General features: G+C 68.2%; 16 protein-coding genes and 1 tRNA gene. 7 read left to right on the top strand and 10 right to left on the bottom strand.

Going from position 1 to position 17,910, the window contains the following annotated elements:
* The first annotated feature begins 122 nt into the window (after positions 1 to 122).
* From L0977_RS02955 to L0977_RS02935, 5 genes are read left to right on the top strand one after another with little or no spacing between them, the layout of a single operon-like run.
* On the top strand, positions 123 to 1,280 hold the full coding sequence (locus tag L0977_RS02955) for an alpha/beta hydrolase family protein (RefSeq protein WP_234263214.1): 1,158 nt from the start codon (positions 123 to 125) through the stop codon (positions 1,278 to 1,280).
* Entirely contained in the window at positions 1,277 to 1,597 is a 321-nt protein-coding gene (locus L0977_RS02950; RefSeq protein WP_234263213.1) for a subunit of meta cleavage enzyme, read from the top strand. The genes L0977_RS02955 and L0977_RS02950 overlap by 4 nt, the downstream gene beginning before the upstream one ends.
* The gene (locus L0977_RS02945) at positions 1,590 to 2,420 is read left to right on the top strand and encodes a 2,3-dihydroxyphenylpropionate 1,2-dioxygenase (RefSeq protein ID WP_234263212.1); all 831 of its coding nucleotides are present in this window, start codon (positions 1,590 to 1,592) and stop codon (positions 2,418 to 2,420) included. The genes L0977_RS02950 and L0977_RS02945 overlap by 8 nt, the downstream gene beginning before the upstream one ends.
* The gene (locus L0977_RS02940; protein ID WP_234263211.1) at positions 2,420 to 3,217 is read left to right on the top strand and encodes an alpha/beta fold hydrolase; all 798 of its coding nucleotides are present in this window, start codon (positions 2,420 to 2,422) and stop codon (positions 3,215 to 3,217) included. The genes L0977_RS02945 and L0977_RS02940 overlap by 1 nt, the downstream gene beginning before the upstream one ends.
* A 17-nt stretch (positions 3,218 to 3,234) precedes the next feature.
* Positions 3,235 to 4,248 (top strand): Bug family tripartite tricarboxylate transporter substrate binding protein, encoded by a 1,014-nt coding sequence (locus L0977_RS02935; RefSeq protein ID WP_234263210.1) that lies wholly within the window; start codon positions 3,235 to 3,237, stop codon positions 4,246 to 4,248.
* 332 nt (positions 4,249 to 4,580) lie between these two features.
* Here the strand turns inward: L0977_RS02935 and L0977_RS02930 are convergent.
* The 5 genes from L0977_RS02930 to L0977_RS02910 all read right to left on the bottom strand — a co-directional run bounded on the left by L0977_RS02930 (position 4,581) and on the right by L0977_RS02910 (position 8,234).
* Positions 4,581 to 4,656 (bottom strand) — tRNA-Ala (locus L0977_RS02930).
* A gap of 42 nt (positions 4,657 to 4,698) precedes the next feature.
* Entirely contained in the window at positions 4,699 to 5,559 is an 861-nt protein-coding gene (locus L0977_RS02925; RefSeq protein WP_234263209.1) for an OmpA/MotB family protein, read from the bottom strand.
* Positions 5,546 to 6,358: a motility protein A gene (locus L0977_RS02920; protein WP_234263208.1), complete on the bottom strand. Its 813-nt coding sequence runs from the start codon at positions 6,356 to 6,358 to the stop codon at positions 5,546 to 5,548. The genes L0977_RS02925 and L0977_RS02920 overlap by 14 nt, the downstream gene beginning before the upstream one ends.
* Positions 6,359 to 6,483: 125 nt before the next feature.
* Entirely contained in the window at positions 6,484 to 7,377 is an 894-nt protein-coding gene (locus L0977_RS02915) for an NAD(P)-dependent oxidoreductase (RefSeq protein ID WP_326491041.1), read from the bottom strand.
* A gap of 68 nt (positions 7,378 to 7,445) precedes the next feature.
* The gene (locus L0977_RS02910; RefSeq protein ID WP_234263207.1) at positions 7,446 to 8,234 is read right to left on the bottom strand and encodes a GntR family transcriptional regulator; all 789 of its coding nucleotides are present in this window, start codon (positions 8,232 to 8,234) and stop codon (positions 7,446 to 7,448) included.
* 80 nt (positions 8,235 to 8,314) lie between these two features.
* Here L0977_RS02910 and L0977_RS02905 point away from each other — a divergent pair, with 80 nt between their 5' ends.
* The gene (locus L0977_RS02905) at positions 8,315 to 9,193 is read left to right on the top strand and encodes an alpha/beta hydrolase (RefSeq protein ID WP_234263206.1); all 879 of its coding nucleotides are present in this window, start codon (positions 8,315 to 8,317) and stop codon (positions 9,191 to 9,193) included.
* 15 nt (positions 9,194 to 9,208) lie between these two features.
* Here L0977_RS02905 and L0977_RS02900 read toward each other — a convergent pair whose 3' ends face one another.
* Positions 9,209 to 10,186, bottom strand: coding sequence for a GMP reductase (locus tag L0977_RS02900; RefSeq protein ID WP_234263205.1), 978 nt, complete (start codon positions 10,184 to 10,186; stop codon positions 9,209 to 9,211).
* A 246-nt stretch (positions 10,187 to 10,432) separates the two neighbouring features.
* On the opposite strand from L0977_RS02900, the gene L0977_RS02895 reads away from it, so the two are divergent.
* A complete protein-coding gene (locus L0977_RS02895) occupies positions 10,433 to 12,826 on the top strand; it encodes a UvrD-helicase domain-containing protein (protein ID WP_234263204.1) in 2,394 nt (797 codons plus the stop codon).
* A 130-nt stretch (positions 12,827 to 12,956) separates the two neighbouring features.
* On the opposite strand, the gene L0977_RS02890 is transcribed toward L0977_RS02895, so the two are convergent.
* The 4 genes from L0977_RS02890 to asd all read right to left on the bottom strand — a co-directional run bounded on the left by L0977_RS02890 (position 12,957) and on the right by asd (position 17,845).
* The gene (locus L0977_RS02890) at positions 12,957 to 13,937 is read right to left on the bottom strand and encodes a porin (RefSeq protein ID WP_234263203.1); all 981 of its coding nucleotides are present in this window, start codon (positions 13,935 to 13,937) and stop codon (positions 12,957 to 12,959) included.
* A gap of 162 nt (positions 13,938 to 14,099) precedes the next feature.
* The gene (locus L0977_RS02885; RefSeq protein ID WP_234263202.1) at positions 14,100 to 16,349 is read right to left on the bottom strand and encodes an esterase-like activity of phytase family protein; all 2,250 of its coding nucleotides are present in this window, start codon (positions 16,347 to 16,349) and stop codon (positions 14,100 to 14,102) included.
* Between the two features lie 177 nt (positions 16,350 to 16,526).
* Entirely contained in the window at positions 16,527 to 16,814 is a 288-nt protein-coding gene (locus L0977_RS02880) for a hypothetical protein (protein ID WP_234263201.1), read from the bottom strand.
* 104 nt (positions 16,815 to 16,918) lie between these two features.
* Positions 16,919 to 17,845 (bottom strand): archaetidylserine decarboxylase, encoded by a 927-nt coding sequence (gene asd, locus L0977_RS02875; protein WP_234263200.1) that lies wholly within the window; start codon positions 17,843 to 17,845, stop codon positions 16,919 to 16,921.
* Positions 17,846 to 17,910 lie beyond the last annotated feature (65 nt).

The raw sequence follows: 17,910 nt of genomic DNA, 5'->3' as shown, positions 1-17,910 counted from the left end.
CGCATCGCAGGCCCAGTCAAATGGCGCTACACGGACAGAACAACATCGTGGGTTTCTTTTTCCTACGATCCCTCCTGCCAGTTCCCGCAAGACCGCCTTGCCCCACCACAGGAGTTCCCGCCTTGAGCCACGCTGTACCGGTCGCTGATGTTGCCGACCGCCCCAAGACCCTCGACGAGTCCAAACGGTGGATGCACCAGCGGTTGGCCTCCCGCTTTCATCCGATGAACGCCATCGACCTGGACGACGGCCCCGCCTTCATCGACGGCGTGCCCGGTCTGGACGGCGCCACCTGGGGTGGCTATTGGTTCGGTCTGGGCGAGCGCGTGCGCAGCGAGGCCGCCCAGGCCGAACAGGCCGGCGACGCCGGCCGGGCTGCGGCCCTGTACCAGAAAGCCAGCGGGCTTTTCTTCATGGGGCGGTTTCCTTGCCCCAATCACCCCGCGAAGGAGCGCTGCGCGGTCGCCGAGCGCGAGACCTACCTGGCCGTTAGCCGCCACTGGCGCGAACCCATCGAGCGCGTCGAGATCCCCTTTGCCGGTCACGCCGGTGAGGGGTCGCAGGTGGTGGTGCTGGTGCGCAAACCGGTGGGCGTGACGCGCCCGCCCGTGGTGCTGATGTGGGGTGGTGTCGACGCCTGCAAGGAGCAGATGACCGCCGCGTGCGATGCCTTGCTGGCGCGGGGCGTGGCCACCGTGGCGATGGACAACGCCGGCACCGGAGAGTCGCCCGTCAAAGGCGTGCCGGACGCCGAGCGCCAGTTCATCACCGCGCTGCAATGGATCGCTGCGCAGCCCGATCTGGACGGCGCCAGGCCCGCTGTTTTCGGCCGCTCTTTCGGCGGCTACTGGGCCACCAAACTCGCGCACCTGCTGCCGGATGCCCTGGCCGGCGCGGTCAACTGGGGTGGCGGTGTGCACCACATGTTTCAGCCTGAGTGGGTGCAGGCCTCGCGCTACCCGGACAGCTACCTGATGGAACTGGTCGAAACCCGCAGCCGCATGCTGGGCGCCACCAACGACGACGAATACGTCGCCGGCTTCGGGCGGCTCTCGCTGCTCGATCAGGGCCTGCTGGACCGGCCCTGCGCACCGCTGCTGCTGGTCAACGGCAAGGAGGACAAGCAGTGCCCGGTGGCCGACATCCACCTGCTGCTCGACCACGGCTGGCCCAAGTCGGTTCGCATGTTCCCCGGGGGTCATATGGGCCTGACGCCGATGACGCTGCCCACCATCGTGGACTGGCTGGAGCGGCAACTGCGCCAGAAGGGCAGCGCATGACGCAGAGCAACTGGCGCCAGATCATGCCGACGGCCGAAGCCTACTGGATGAACCGCGTGCTCTACGACATCCACCACGTCGACAGCCACCTGCAACGCTACAAGGTCGACCCCGACACCTACATGGCCGAGGTGCCGCTGGCCGCCGCCATGAAGGCCGCGATCCGCGACAACGACATCGGTGCCATGTACCTCGCCGGCGTCAACCCCTTGCTGCTGCGCGCGCACTGTCTGGGCTTGCGGATTTCCGAGGCCGCGTTCTTGGACTCGCTGCGCGCGGTGGTCCACGATTCGACTGGGGAGGCCTCCCATGGCTGAGATCGTTTCGGTACACGCCACCAGCCACACGCCGGTGATGATCAACTTCCCTGGTGCCATACCGGACGAAGATCGCGAGCGCATCTTTGCCGGCTTCCGGCAGGTGGGCGAAGAGATCCGGCAGGCCCGTCCGGACGCCGTGGTCGTGGTCTCGGACGACCATGTGCACAACTTCTTCCTGGACAACCTGCCGGCGGTCTGCATCGGCGCCGCGGCATCCTGGAAGTCGCCGGTGGAGCACTGGCTCAAGATTGACCAGCACGAACTGCGCGGCGACGTGCAACTGGGCGGGCACCTCATCACCAGCGCGCTCGAAGGCGGCTTCGACCCAGCCTTCTCGATGGCGCTGACCCTCGACCACGGCACGCTCGCGCCGCTGCACCTGGCGGGCATCGCCCGCGAAGTGGTGGTGGTGCCGGTGCTGATCAACTGCGTGCAGCCCCCGCTGCCGCCCATGAAGCGCGCGCTGCAGTGGGGCCGCCTGCTGGGCCAGGCGCTGCGCAGCTACGGCGGCTGCGAACGGGTGTCCGTGCTGGCCACCGGCGGCCTGAGCCACGACATCGCCACCCCCCGCATGGGCCTGGTGAACGAAGCCTTCGACCGCGAGTTCCTGCGCCTGCTGGCCGCGGGCGACGACGCCCGCCTGCTGGACCACGCGACCCACCGCGTGCACGAGGCCGGCAACGGCGCCGAGGAAGTGCGCACCTGGCTGGTGGCCCATGGCGTGGCCGACGGCGGCGCCTTCGACACCCTGTACTACAAGGCCGTGCCGGCCTGGTACACCGGCATCGGTCTCGGCCGCTGGCGCACCGGGGGCGTGTGATGAGCGCTCCCCGCCTTTTTCACAGCGTGCATGGGCCGGACGGCGCGCCCGTGGTTGTGCTGCTGCATCCGTTGGCCACCCACAGTGCTCTCTGGCTTCCGCAGTTGCCCGCGTGGACCACCCGGTTCCAGGTGGTCTGCGTCGACCTGCCCGGACATGGGCGCAGCCCGGTGCTGCCCGACGTCACCACCCTGAGCCAATACGCCGCTGAGGTCCGGCATGTCCTCGACGCCCTGGGGGTGGGCCGCGCGGCCCTGGTCGGGCTGTCGTTGGGCGGCATGGTGGCGCAGGCCTTTGCGCTCGCCTGGCCCGAGCGCACCCAGGCCCTGGTGCTGGCGCACACCAGCGCCCGTACCGAGCCCACCATCCGCGACCTGTGGAGCTCCCGGCTGCAACAGGCGGCCGACGAAGGCATGGCTGCGCAGGTTCCGGGCATCCTGGGCCGCTGGTTCCCACCCGACTTTGCGGCGTCGGCACCCATGACGCTGCAATGGGTCGCGGAGCAGATTGCGTCCACCCCTTTCGACGGCTACGCCGCGGCCATCGGCGCGATCCAGCGGCTGGACCACCTCGACCAGTTGCACCGCATCACCGCGCCCACCCTGGTGGTGGCTGGGGAGCTCGACGCGGCCGCTCCGCCCGCACTGGCCCGGCTGATGTCCGACCGGCTGCCCCATGTCACCCTGACCACGCTGCCCGGGGCCGGTCACATCGGCAACGTGCAACTGCCTCTGGCGTTCGCGGAAACCGTGGGCGCCTTTCTCGTGCAATCGATGGATTCCCCTGCTTCCCCATAACACCAACGGAGACCACCATGACACCGTCCCATATCCCTTCCCGTCGCCGCTGCCTGCAACTGGCGGCGGCCACACTTGCCTCGGCCAGCGGCCTGCCCTGGGCGCGAGCGCAAGGTGCCGCAGCGCCGTCCGAGCTGGCTCGGATCGTCGTCGGGCCACCGCCCGGCACCCTGGTCGACCTGTTTGCGCGCCGCGTGGCCGAGGCCATCTCACCGGGCTATGCGCGCACTGTCTTGGTCGAGAACAAGGTGGGGGCGGCCAGCCAGATCGCGGTGTCGACGGTGAAGGCCGCTGCGCCAGACGGCAACACCATTCTGATGACCCCCATGCCCATGATGGGCATCTTTCCGCACACCTACGCCAAGCTCCCCTATGACCCGGTGGCGGACTTCGTCCCCGTGTCCATGGGCGGGGTGTTCGATCTGGCGTTCGCGGTCGGTCCCCAGGTGCCCGCCAGCGTGACCACCATGGCCGACTTCTTCAAATGGTGCAAGCAGAACCCGGGTGCGGCCAACTTCGGCTCGCCCGCTGCCGGCTCCACGCCCCACTTCGCGGGCGGCATGGCGGCCCGCTCGGCCGGCGCTGAGCTCACCCATGTGCCCTTCCGTGGCACTCTGCCTGCGATTCAGGACATGGTCGGTGGCCAGATCGCCGCCGTGTGCGCCCCCCTGGGCGACTTTCTTCCGTTCGTGGCCGGCGGCAAGTGCCGCCTGCTGGCCACCACGGGCGAGAAACGCAGCCGCTTTGCCCCCACGGTGGCCACCTTTGTGGAACAGGGATTCAAAGAGGTCGTGCTCGACGACTGGTTCGGCTTCTTCCTCCCGGTCAACACCCCAGCGGCCAGGGTCGACGCCCTGAACGCAGCGCTCAAGTCGGCGCTGGGCAACCCGGCGCTGGTCAAGGCCATGGAGGAGCGTGGCCTGGAACTGCGCTGGACCAGTTCTGCCGATCTGGGTGCCCGGCTCAAGGCGGACATTGAAAAATGGCGACCTATCGTGAAGTCCTTCAACTTCACCGCCACCACCACCTGAAGCATGAAGTCGCGCTTTGCCTTGCCGGACGTGGACCGGCTGGACCCTCCGCAGCAAGTGGTGTACCACTCCATCATGGCCCTCGGGGCGACCTCAGCGGGCCCTTCCTGGCCTGGATGCACGGCCCCGAACTGGCCTCGCATGCCGCAATTCCTTGGTAGGCGCCGGCACTGTGCAGGACGATGAGTGCCGGGGCCTGGCCGAGCGGTCGGTCGTGTGAGGCGAAGGTGGGCACCCCCGGCTTTCCGGGCAAGAAAAAAGCCCCAAGGCGTTGATTCCTAAGGGCTTTTTGAGTTTGGTGGGGCGTCTTGGGACTTCCCTGGAAATTCACATGGTGGAGACGAGGAGGATCGAACTCCCGACCTTCGCATTGCGAACGCGACGCTCTCCCAGCTGAGCTACGTCCCCACAACGCTGGATCTTATCAAAGGTGGGCGCCTTCGGGGTGCTTCAACGTGACGGAGTCGCGGGCTTCGGGGTTTCGAGCACCAGTTCCACACGGCGGTTGCGGGCGCGGTCGACCGGGTTTTCCTTGGCTGCGATCGGGCGGGTGTCGGCGTAGCCGGTCGCTTCGATGTGTTGGGGGGCGATGCCTTGGTCGATGAGGTATCGGGCCACGGCGGCAGCCCGGCTGGCCGACAGCTCCCAGTTGGACGGAAAGCGCTCGGTGTGGATCGGGGTGCTGTCCGTGTGGCCTTCTACCGTCAGGCGCATCAGGGGCTCGGCTTTGAGGGCGGGCAGGATCTGGCTCAGCGCCTGACGCCCGCTTTCGCCGAGACTTGCCGTGCCTGACGGGAACAGCAGCTCGCTGTTGATGCGCAGGCGCACGCCCTGTTCCGAGCGCAGCACCTCCACGTCGCGTCCGAGTTGGTCCAGCGGGGACGGCGGCGGCGGTGCGGCGGGAGCGGTGGGCCCGCTCTGAGGCACGGGCAGGGGCAGTGGTGGCACGATGCTGGGTGTGCCTGTGCCCGCCGTGGTGGCGGCGTTCAGCGGGTTGCTGGTGCTGGCTTCGTTCGCAGCGCTACTGGGCGTGGAGGTCGGCGAGGCGGTCGTGGCTGCGGTGACGGTGTCGGGACTCTCGGTGGAGGGCAGGTGGGACTGGGGTGGTCCGGAAAAAGCCAGCATGACGACCATCACCACCAGCATCAGCGTGATGACATCCAGGTAGGTGAGCAGCCAGCCCTCTTCTTCGGTTTCATGGCGCTCCTCCATGTGCCAGCGGCGGTACCGGCCCGACTGGGTGGAGACGCGCGCCGGTGTCGGGCGGCGCGGTGCCGGTGCAGCAGGCGGCGATGTTTCAGCGATGGCCATGCGAAGGCTTGGCCGGCCGTTCGGGCTTGCCGTCGTAGATTTCGTCGTCGTACTGCGCCACGAAGGCCTTGAGGGTTTCGCGCATCAGCGCAGGGCTGCGGCCGGCGTGCATGAGCGAGATGCCTTCGAGCACCATGTTCATCAGCACCAGGCGCTGCTCGGTGCGGCGTTCGAGCTTGACCGCAATCGGCTTGAACACCAGGTTGGCCAGCAGGATGCCGTAGAAGGTGGTGATGAGGGCGATCGCCAGTTGCTGGCCGATGGCCTTCATGTCGCCCGCGCCGATCAGCTCCATCAGGTTGATGAGGCCGAGCAGGGTGCCGAGCATGCCGAAGGCTGGCGCGTAGGTGGCCATGAGGCGGAAGATCTGGGCCTCGGCGGCTTCGCGCGAACGCATGTGGGCGATGCGCCATTGCAGCAGGTCGATGATTTCGTCTTCGGGCGTATGGTCGATGACGAGCTGCACGCCGGTGCGCAGGAAGGGGTTCTGGATTTGTGCCAGGGCGCGTTCGACGGCCTGAAGGTCGCCCTGCATCCACAGGCGCGAGATCACCACCAGCTCTTCGATGTGCAGTTTGGTGTCGATGCGTTCCTGGCGGATGACCTTGCCCACGAGCTGGAACACGCGCAACACCTCGCGCAGCGGATAGCTCAGGAAGGTGGCTGCGAGCGTGCCACCGAGCACGATGGCGATGCTGGGCGCATCAATGAAACGCAGCGGGTCATCGACCGCAAACAGCAGGATCACCGCCATGAGCACCACGCTGGCGATCATGCCGATGAGGGTGGACGGATTCAATCGGGTATCTCCGTGCGGGTACAGCCCCGGCTCCAGCCGATTCTGGCGGCTTGGTGGGGCAGCAAGGCGAAGAAAAGCCGGGTCAAAGCCCGGCTTATGCGCTCAGAGCGGCTGCCCTGCGCGGCTCAGCACAGGCCGTTGCGGCTGGCGAGTTCGACAAACAGGCCCGAATGGTCCAGTTCGGCCAGGCCGTGGTCGACCGCGTCGGCAAAAAGCTGCTCGAACAGGGCGGTGATGGGCGCATCGAAGCCGATTTCCTGCGCCGTGCTCAGGGCGTTGCGCATGTCCTTGAGCTGCACGGCGATGGCCGCGCGCTTGTCGAAGTCGCGTTCGACCATGCGCTGCCCATGCACCTGCAGGATGCGGCTGTCGGCGAAGCCTCCGGCGATGGCCTGGCGCACCTTGCCCATGTCGGCGCCGCCTTTTTCACACAGCAGCAGGGCCTCGGCCACGGCGCCGATGGTGATGCCCACAATCATCTGGTTGGCCAGCTTGGCCAGTTGCCCGGCGCCGGTGGGGCCGACGTGGGTGGCGCGCCCCAGCAGGGCCAGCACGGGCTGCGCCCGCTCGAAGTCGGCGGCGCGGCCCCCGGCCATGATGGCCAGCGTGCCGGCCTCCGCACCGACCGTGCCCCCGGAGACCGGGGCGTCCAGGTGGCGCACTTGCAGCGCGGCCAGCCGGGCGGCGTGGTCGCGCGCCTGGCGGGGCTGGATGGACGACATGTCCACCACCAGCGAGCCGGGGCGCAGGCCGTGGGCGGCGCTTTGGTGGAAGAGCACGTCTTCGACCGCGAGGCCGTCCTGCAGCAGGGTGATCACGATGTCGGCCTGCGCGACTGCCTGGGCCGGGGTGTCGTGCACATGGGCGCCGAACGGTTGCAGCCGTTCGGTCTTGTCGCGCGAGCGGTTCCAGGCGTGTACGGTGAGCCCGGCTTCGCACAGGCGGCGGGCCATGGGAAAACCCATCATGCCGATGCCCAGCACGGCGACGGTTGGAGGCGGAGAGGAAAAGGCGTTCACGATGTCTCGGAAAGGCCGGGAGGCCGAAAAAATTGTAGGAGGGGGTGGGCGACCGCGGGGGTGGGCGGTCAGGTCTTTGACAGGGTCCGGGCCTGGTTCGCAGGCGCGGCGGGGGACTGTCCGGCAGCCTCTTGGGGACTGCCGGACCTGCCGTCGTCAGGGGGTGTCGATGTCGGTGTCAGGGTGGCCAGGCGGTTGAACAGGCGTTCGCGCGCCTGCTGGCCGTGTTCGCGCATCAGGGCCTCGGCGTGCGTGGCGTCGCCAGCGGCGATGGCGGCCGCGATGGCTGCGTGTTCATCCCATACGGACGCCCGCAGGGGATGGGTGCGCAGCACCAGCGCCATGGCGCGGCGGATGTGGTGCCAGTGCAGCAGGGCGCTCTGTTCGATCAGGGGGTTGCCCGAGGCCTGATAGAGCGCGCGGTGATAGTCGAGGTCGGCCGCGATCATGGCGCGCACGTCGCCGCGCGCCACCGCCGCGCGCCCGCGGATGAACAGGGCCGGGTCCATGTCGGCTCGGCGCTGCGCGGCTAACTGCACCGCCAGCGCATCCAGGGCGCTGCGCACCTGGTGCACGCGCGCGACCTGTTCGGGGTCCAGGGGGCTGACCTGCAGCCCGCGTGTGCGCCCGGCCGCTCCGTGCGCCAGCGGGGCGGCCTGCACCAGACCATCCTGTTTCAGCCGGCGAAGGGCGAGGGTGACCGGCTGGCGCGACACCGCCAGCCAGCTCGCCAGGTCTTCCTGGGTCAGGCGCTTGCCCGGTGGCAGCGTGCCGTCGCTGATGGCTTCCAGCAAGGCCTGGTAGACCTGCTCGACGAGGTCGGGCGGTGATGCGGGTCGCAGCGGGACGGTGGGCATGGTTTCGGGATTCTGAATTCAGAATCCATTATGGCCCGCTCTGAGCCACCCCTTGGCCCGTGCGTGCCAAAATCGCCGGCATGAATGCCCGAACCGACACCGCCTGGCTGGACGCCCAGTACAACAACCGGGCGCTGGTGCCTGCGCATGCCAAGCATCTGGCGCACTGGGCCAGTGCCTCGGCCGAGGCGCGGCAGCGTCTGGTGTGCCTGCCCGATGTGGCCTATGGCCATGGCAGTGGCGAGACGCTCGACCTGTTTCTGCCACCGCGCCAGGCCGATCGGCCGCTGGCCCCGGTGCTGCTGTTCATTCATGGGGGTTATTGGCGCAGCCTGGACAAGCGCGATCACAGTTTTGTGGCGCCGCCGTTCGTGCAGCGGGGGGCGGTGGTCGTGGTGCCCAACTACGCGTTGTGCCCGGCGGTGACGGTGCCCGACATCGCGCTGCAGATGGTCAAGGCGCTGGTCTGGACCTGGGACCACATCGCCACCCACGGCGGTGATCCCGACCGCATCACCGTCGTCGGGCACTCGGCCGGTGGGCATCTGGCGGCGATGCTGCTGGCGGCTCTGTGGCCCCAATGGCGCAGCGATCTGCCACCGGCGCTGGTGAAAAACGCGCTGTCGATCTCGGGCCTGTACGAACTGGAGCCCTTGCGCCACACCCCATTTTTGCGCGATGCGCTGCGCCTGACACCCGCACAGGTGGCGCAGGCGAGCCCGGCGCGGTTTCCCGCCCCGGCGGCCCTGTCTGACCGGGGAGCGCTGTCCTGTGTGGCCGGCGGGGCCGAAAGCGATGAGTTCCTGCGCCAGAACACCCTGATGCGCCAGGCCTGGGGGACGGCGGCCGTGCCGGTCTGCGAAGCGCTGCCCGGGCTGAATCACTTCAGCGTGCTGGAAGCGCTGGTGCAGCCGCGCCACCGCCTGCACCGGCTGGCCCGCCAGTTGCTCGGGATCTGAGCGGCCGGGCCGTGCTTACATGAACAGGTGTTCGCCGGCGTTCTCGCCGCCGAGGATCACGTAGTTCACCTTTTTCAGATCGGTCAGCTGGGTGCCGCCGGCGTAGCTGATCGAGCTCTGCACGTCTTCCTGCATCTCGCGCAGCGTGTCGGCCAGGTGGCCCTTGATGGGCTCCAGAATGCGCTTGCCCTCCACGTGCTTGTACTCGCCCTTGTTGAAGTCGCTGGCCGAACCGTAGTACTCCTTGTAGCGCTTGCCGTCGACCTCGACGGTCTGGCCCGGTGACTCTTCGTGGCCGGCGAACAGCGAGCCGATCATCACCATGGTGGCGCCAAAGCGCACGCTCTTGGCGATGTCGCCGTGGTGGCGGATGCCGCCGTCGGCGATGATGGGTTTGGTCGCCACGCGCGCGCACCACTTGAGTGCCGAGAGTTGCCAGCCGCCGGTCCCGAAACCGGTCTTGAGCTTGGTGATGCAGACCTTGCCCGGGCCCACGCCGACCTTGGTCGCGTCGGCGCCCCAGTTCTCCAGGTCGATCACGGCTTCGGGTGTGGCCACGTTGCCGGCGATCACGAAGGCTTGGGGCAGCTTCTTCTTGATGTGCTCGACCATCAGGCGCACGCTCTCGGCGTGGCCGTGGGCGATGTCGATGGTGATGTAGTCGGCGCCCACACCGTCGGCAGCCAGCCGGTCGATGACGGCATAGTCCGGCGCCTTCACGCCCGAGCTGATGGAGACGAACAGGCCCTTCTCGCGCATGCGCTTCGCGTAGGCCACGTTGTCCAGGTCGAAGCGGTGCATGACGTAGAAATAACCGTTGGCGGCCAGCCATTCGCTGATGGACTCGTCCAGCACCGTCTTCATGTTGGCCGGCACCACCGGCAGCTTGAAGCGCCGGCCGCCGAATTCGATGCCAGGGTCGCACTCGCTGCGGCTTTCCACGCGGCACTTGCGCGGCAGCAGCAGGATGTTGTCGTAGTCGAAGATTTCCATGTGGGCCTTTCAGTCACCTCGACCGTTTCGGGAGGTGGGTTGATGAAAAGGCGCTTGGAACTGGCCGGCCCTTGATTCCGGGGGTGGAAAAAAGAAACCGGGCGCAATTGCTTGGGCCCGGTGATTGATTCTAGGCCGGATGCGTCCGCCTGGGGGCGGGCACCGCGCATATGCCCGGTATACGAAAGGCCATATGGCGGGAGGTGGTCGCTATCGGGGGGTGGAGCGGCTTTCTACAATCGCCCGATGCTGTTTGAAGATCCCTCCCCGCTGCTCGTCGGCCTCAACCCCGAGCAGGCCGCCGCCGTCACCCTGCCGGCCGAACACGCCCTGATCCTGGCGGGCGCCGGCTCGGGAAAGACCCGGGTGCTGACCACCCGCATCGCCTGGCTGTTGCAAAGCGGGCAGGTCTCGCCCGGCGGCATCATGGCCGTGACCTTCACCAACAAGGCGGCCAAGGAGATGATGACCCGCCTGACGGCGATGCTGCCGGTGAACGTGCGCGGGATGTGGATCGGCACCTTCCACGGCCTGTGCAACCGCTTTCTGCGCGCGCACCACCAGGCGGCGGGCCTGCCGGCCACGTTCCAGATCCTGGACACGCAGGACCAGCTCTCGGCCATCAAGCGCCTGTGCAAGCAGCACAACGTGGACGACGAGCGCTTTCCCCCGAAGCAGTTGCAGTGGTTCATCAGCGGCTGCAAGGAAGACGGGCAGCGCCCGCGCGACGTGGTGGTGCGCGACGACGAGACGCGCCGCAAGGTCGAGATCTACCAGCTGTATGAAGAGCAGTGCCAGCGCGAAGGCGTGGTCGATTTCGGCGAGCTGATGCTGCGTTCGTACGAAGTGCTGCGCGACAACGACCCGGTGCGCGTGCACTACCAGCGGCGCTTCAGGCACATCCTGATCGACGAGTTCCAGGACACCAACCGCCTGCAATACGCCTGGCTCAAGATGTTTTCGGCGCCGCCGCTCGAAGGGCTGCCGCCCTCGGGCAATGCGGTCTTCGCCGTGGGCGACGACGACCAGAGCATCTACGCTTTCCGCGGCGCGCGCGTGGGCAACATGGCCGACTTCGTGCGCGAGTTCCAGGTCCGGCACCAGATCAAGCTGGAGCAGAACTACCGCAGCTGCAGCAACATCCTCAACGCGGCCAACGAGCTGATCGGCCACAACAGCCGGCGCCTGGGCAAGAACCTGCGCACGGATGCGGGCGCGGGCGAGCCGGTGCGTGTGTACGAGGCGCCCAGCGACTTCGACGAAGCGCGCTGGGTGGTCGACGAGATGAAGCAACTCGAGCGCGAGGGCATGGCGCGCAGCGAGATGGCCGTGCTCTACCGCAGCAACGCGCAAAGCCGCGTGATGGAAACCGCGCTGTTCAACGCCGGCATGCCCTACCGCGTGTACGGCGGGCTGCGCTTCTTCGAGCGCGCTGAAATCAAGCACGCGCTGGCCTACCTGCGTCTGCTGGAGAACCCGCACGACGACAACAGCGTCCTGCGCGTGGTGAACTTCCCGCCGCGCGGCATCGGGGCGCGCAGCGTCGAGCAGTTGCAGGACGTGGCGCGCGCGAGCGGCTGTTCGCTGCACGACGCGGCCAGCGGCGTCACCGGTCGCGCCGGCACCGCCATCGGCCACTTCGTCGCCCTGCTGGACGTGATGCGTGAAAAGACGCAGGGCATGACCTTGAAGGAAATCATCGAGCTGGTGCTCGACCGCAGCGGTCTGGTCGAACATTTCCGCCAGGAGCGCGAAGGCGAAGACCGGGTCGAGAACCTGGAGGAGCTGGTCAACGCGGCCGAGAGCTTCGTGATGCAGGAAGGTTTTGGCCGCGACGCGGTGGCCTTGCCGGTGGACGAGCTGGGCGCACCGCTGACGCAGAGCCCGGCGAGCCAGGGGCTCGACATGAGTCAGCCCCTGGTCGACGAGCCGCTGCCGGCCGTGGTGCCTGACACCGGCGAAACGCTCAGCCCGCTGGCCGCGTTCCTGACGCATGCCGCGCTGGAGTCCGGCGACAACCAGGCCCAGGCCGGGCAGGATGCGGTGCAGCTCATGACGGTGCATGCGGCCAAGGGGCTTGAATTTCACGCCGTGTTCATCACCGGCCTGGAAGAAGGCCTGTTCCCGCACGAAAACGCCATGAGCGACCGCGACGGGCTGGAGGAGGAGCGCCGCCTGATGTACGTCGCCATCACGCGGGCGCGCCAGCGCCTGTACCTGGCCCACGCGCAGACCCGGCTGCTGCACGGCCAGACGCGTTACAACCTGCGCAGCCGCTTTTTTGACGAACTGCCCGAAGACGCGCTGAAGTGGCTCACGCCGCCGCAGGCCCGTCAGGGCCTGTCGGCCGGTGGCTGGCAGGGCGGAGGCCGCGGGGCGGCCGGGGCGGGGGCGCAGCCGGCCTGGACGCCGGGCTGGCTGGCCGCGGCCGACCGGGCGCCAGCACCCAAGGCGCCGGAGCCAGACCGCGGCGTCGACCTGCGGGCCGGGCAGAAGGTCTTCCACAACAAGTTCGGCGAGGGCAAGGTGCTGGCCATCGAAGGGGCGGGCGCCGACGCCCGGGCCCAGGTCAGCTTCAACCGCCATGGCGTGAAGTGGCTGGCGCTGAGCGTGGCCAAGCTCACGCCCGTGGACGCATAAAAAAGCCGCCTGTGGCGTGAGCCACCGGCGGCATGAAAAAGCTGCACGATCTCTGAGTGCGGGCGCCAGGCCCGCGTGCAACCTTGGAGAAACGAAGGAACCGCGGCCCGGGCAGCGCCCGGGCTGGTGATCAGAAGTCGTGGCGGATGCCGAGGGCGAACAGGCGGGTGTCGGCCGTCTTGGTGCCGGCGCCGTTCTTGACTTCGTGGGTGCGGTAGCCGCCGTACAGGCGGGTGCGCTTGGACAGCGAGTAGGTGGCGCCCAGACCGAAGCCCGACGACTTGGACGACGTGGCGCCGCCCTTTTCGGTCTTGCTGTTGGCGTAGCCGGCCGACAGGTTCACGGCGCCCAGCGGCACGTTCACGCCGACGGTGAATTCGGTGTCATCGCCGTTGGCATCGGTGCCGTTGCGCTGGTTGTAGCCGGCCGAGATCGAGGCGGCACCCAGGTCGTAGGCGCCGGACAGGGCGACGTACTTGTCGTCGGTCTTGCGCTCGTTCTGGTAGCCCAGAGCAGCGTGCAGCGGGCCGTTCTTGTAGCCGGCCTTCAGCGCGGTCATGGTTTCGTTCTTGGTGCTGTCGTTGTCCAGCGCGTGGTTCAGGCCGGCGTAGAAACCACCGAAGGAGGGGGTTTCGTAGCTGATCATGTTGTTGAAGCGGCTGTTGTAGTCGCCGCCCGACTTGAACACGCCGTTGGACGCGGGCGTGAAGGCCGAGTCGAACACGTTGGAACTGTAGGACAGGGCGCGGATGTCGTCGTACACCGTGGCCGCGCGGCCCAGGCGCACGGTACCGAAGCCGCCCGACAGGCCGACCGTGGATTCGCCCTTGAAGAACGGGTCTTGCGACGAACCGTCGGTGGCGTTGAAGCGGTTTTCCAGCTTGTAGATGGCCTTGAGGCCGCCGCCCAGGTCTTCGCTGCCACGCAGGCCCCAGCGCGACGTGGTCAGACCGCCGTCGCCGCCCTGGAACATCTTGGTTTCGCTACCCTTGCCGAGTTCCTTGAGGGAGCCCACGGACAGGTCGACGCGGCCATACAGCGTCACGGAGGACTGCGCCATCGCGGCGCCGGAAGCGGCCAGGACGGCCAGAGCGATCAGGCTCTTGTTCATGCTTTTTCCTTGAAGGATGTGTTGGTACGGGTGGAGGTTTTTTCTCCGCCTGATGCCCTTGGCAAGCAGGTGCGCCCATTGCATCGAAAGCGCATAAAACCTCTGTGACACTTCATGAGATAGCTATATTTGTTGTAGCAACACAACAAGACATGAAGGGCATCAGGGCGTGCCTGCGTCGACCATGCGGGTCCAGCCGGCGCCATCGTTGTCGCTGGCGACCCAGAGCCGGCCCTGGTGCAGGGCCATGCCTTCGGCCTTCTCCTGCACGAAGTTCAGGTCCTTGCGCAGATCGCGCACCAGGGTCTTGCCGAGCACGGCGTTTTCGGCGATGTCGGCCACGCGCACGCTGTAGATGCGCTTGACTTCGGCCGTGATGGCGCGCGCTTCGCCGCCGCCCTTGTCGCGCTCCAGCACCAGCAACCGGCCATCGGGCGTGAGCTGGATTTCCGAGAGGCCCATCCACAGGCCTTTCGGGTTCTGGCTGTGCTGCTCCAGCGGGTAGAGCGCGGTGGTCCAGGTGTCGCTGGGGATGTGCCAGCGCAGGATGGCGGCCTGGGGCTTGGCCGGGTCGAAGCCGCGCTGCACCGCCATGTAGAGCGTCTGGCCGTCGGGGCTGGCGGTCACGCCTTCAAAGCCGGTGCTGATCTTGGGCGAGGCAAAACGCTGCGTGATGCTGGCGGGCAGCTTCACGCGCCGCTGCAGCCGGCCCTGGAAATCCACCTTCACCAGTTCGTTGCCGTCGACCGTGGCGCCTTCGCTGGCGATCCAGAAGCCGTCGGCCACGCGGGCGATGCCTTCCGGGTCGAGCTTGAGCGGCTGGCCGTTGCCATCGGTGAGCATGAGCGCCTGGTCGATGACCATGCGGCCGGCGGTCGCCACCTGGCGGGTGTCGATGCGCCAGATGCGCGAGGTGGCGAAGGCGTTGTCGGGCACCGCCCAGAGGTGGGTGCCGTCGCTGGTCAGGCCCGAGATCGCGCCCCAGGGCATGTCGTCGCTGGCAGCGATCACCTGCACGTCGGCCGGGTTGGCGGGGGCGCCCTGCGCGTGGAAGCGGTAGAGGTTGAGCGAGCCGTCGCCTTCGTTGGCGGTGACGAACAGTTGCTGGCCGTCGCGGCGGTGGGTGATGGTGGTCAGGCCTTCGGGCGATTGGCCGGTGGGCAGCAGCTGCACGAAGGTGGGCGCACCCGGTTGGTCCATGCGCCAGACCTCGACGAAGGCACCGCGCTCGGAGCCCACTAGCAGATAGGGCCGGCCGCCGAAATGCGCGCTGGCCACGGACTCGATCTCGACGCCCTTGGCGGCCGAGCGCGCATCCGGGTAGTGGCCGTGCTGCACGGCGTGGCGTTCGGTGCGGTCGCCGGTTTCGAACACCACCTGGCCGCGGATGTCCATGAGCGTGAAGCCGCGGCCGCCGGGCAGCGTGCCGTCGGCGCCTTTCTTGCCGTCGCCTTCGTTGGCCAGGGCGATCACGCTGTTCGACACCCAGGTCACGGCATCGGGTTCGCGGCGGCCGGTGAAGCTGTCCTGGAGCCGGATTTCCTTGTCGCGCTGCAGGTCGGCGTTGCCCGTGCGGGTCACGGTGCCGGCGCTGAACACGCGGGCCAGGCGGGCGCGGCGCGGGTGGCTCAGATCGACCACGGCCACCGCGTTGTTCTCCTGCAGCGAGACCACGGCTTCGCGGCCATCGGCGCGGATGGCGACGAACTCGGGCTGCGGGTCCTCGGGGTAGAGCACGCCGGGCGTGGCGCGCAAAGCCGCCACCAGATCCAGGCGCTGCAGACCGCTGTCGGCGCCGCCGTACAGGCTTTCCAGCCCGACCACATCGATGAAGCCCGGGCGCTGGCCGCCCAGGGTGGCGTCGCCCTTGGCATCGCTTTCCTCGTCTTCGATGGCGACGACGGCGCGCAACCGGCGGCCGCTGCCAGCCAGCGCCAGCGAATCGGGGCCGATGCCCACGGTGACGTCGCGAACGTGGGTGATCGTGGCCTTGTCGCGGATGTCGTAGATCCGCAGCAGGCCGCGGCGCGGGTTGTTCTTGTCGTCGTCCAGGCGCAGGGCCAGCACGGCGTAGCGCCCGTCCGGCGTGATGGCCACCGAGGTGGGTTCACCGATGCCGTGCAGGCGCACGTTCACCGGCGGCAGGGTGCGCGGGTGTGCCGGGTCGCGGATGTCCACCACGCCCAGTTCGCCCGCGTCGGCGCTGGTGTAGAACAGGTGCTGGCCGTCGGGCGTGGCCGCGACGATTTCGGCCACGCCGTGCACCGGTAGGTGCGCCACCATGGCGAACGGGGTCTGGGGTGCGGGGGCGGCGGGCGCTGCCTGCGCCAACAGGCAGGCGCCGGTCAGGGCGGCCAGGAGCGGCAGGCGGGTCAGGTGGGAGAGGGCGGGGGACGGGAGGTGACGCTGCATGGTTCGGACCGCGGCCACCAGGGGCGCGGGCATCGTTGAAAACCCGGCAGCCTAGGCGGGCTCTGTGTCAGCGTCATGAAACGGTGCCGCCGCGTGTGGCAAGGGCGGCGAGGGCGCCAAAAAACAGCCCCTGCAGCGGGTCTTCGCTGCAGGGGCCTGGCGGAAACGGCAGCGGCTTCAGGCGCCCGGGGTCGCCTCGGTGGGCACGGCGCCGGCCTGCTTGAGGTCGCTCAGTTGCACGGACAGATCGAGCAGCCGGACCTTGCTGGTGTAGTAGCGGTCCAGGCGCCATTCCTGCAGCAATTCCAGGGCCAGCTGGAAGGTGTCGTAGTCCAGGCGGTAGAGATCGCTGATGGCGTACGGCTGTTCGGCTTCCAGGGCCACCACCAGGGCCGAGAGGATGGCCGCGGCGGGTTGGTCGGGTTGGGTTTCAATCAGTTTTCGGGCTTTTTTCAGGGCGCGCATGGAGCCTCCAACACTCAAGGATGAAAAAGGAATAGCGCGGGACGAGGGCCTGACGCGCTGTCCGGGCGAGCATAGCGGGGCACCCAGTGGAATTGATGACGGTTTCATGAAGAGTGCGTGACGTCTTCATGACAGGCCCGCCGAAGCAGTGCCTGGCCCATGCGCAGGGCCTGGCCGGTGCCCAGCCCCGGCACGCTGGCCCAGCCGGGCGGCGCGAGCACGATGACGGTGGAGCCGTGCTCGAACCAGCCGAGTTCGTCGCCGCGCCGGTAGGCCTGATCGCACGGCAACTGGTGGGCGCCGCGGTAGCGCAGGTTCAGGGGCACGTCGATCGCGTGCAGGCGCAGGCTGGCGACCAGGATGGCCGCCACCGGGACCAGCAGCAGCGGCGTGCCGTCGGCCAGTTCGAGGTGCAACACGGCGCGTTCGTTGCGGCAGAACAGGCGCTCCACCCGCTTGAGCGCGATGGGGTTGACGTTCCAGGTGTCGCCGCTGAGGTAGGTCACCTGCCGCAGGCGGGCATCGGCCGGTGCGTGGATGCGGTGGTACATGGCCGAGGTCAGCCGCAGCGTCACGTAGGTGCCGCCTTGCAGTCGCCGCGCCAGCGCCTGGCCGGCCGCGTCGTCGCCCAGCAGGTCCGCCAGCCGGTAGGGGAAGCCCTTGGCCTGGAAGATCTGCGGGCCGCCACCGGTGGCGTCACCCGCATCACCGATGCGGCCGTGGGCACCCACGATGCCGTCGCAGGGGCTCACCAGGCCTTGCGGGTCGGGGTCCAGCGGGCGCGCGCCCGGGCGCAGCGCGCGGGTGAAGACGTCGTGCAGGCAGGTGTAGCGGGTGGGCTGCGCATCGCTCAGATCGAGGTCGGTGAAGAGCCGCCAGACGGCCAGCGAAGCCTTCAGCACCCCCCGATGCCGGAGGCGGCTGAACCAGCCCATGAAGTGCGTGAGCGCGATGCGCGGCACGCGGTTGGTGAGCAGGAAGTTGAGGTCTTCGTTGAGCGCCAGTCGGCGCAGCCAGTGACGGGATGTCATGCGGTGTTCACGCGGCTGTCACGCCTGCGCCCTAAAAAAGCGGCCTGTCCATTGCCACCGATTGC

Origin of the sequence: Hydrogenophaga sp. NFH-34 (assembly GCF_021401345.1) — a bacterium.
Lineage (GTDB): Bacteria > Pseudomonadota > Gammaproteobacteria > Burkholderiales > Burkholderiaceae_C > Hydrogenophaga > Hydrogenophaga electricum.
This window is presented reverse-complemented; position numbering and strand designations above follow the sequence as displayed.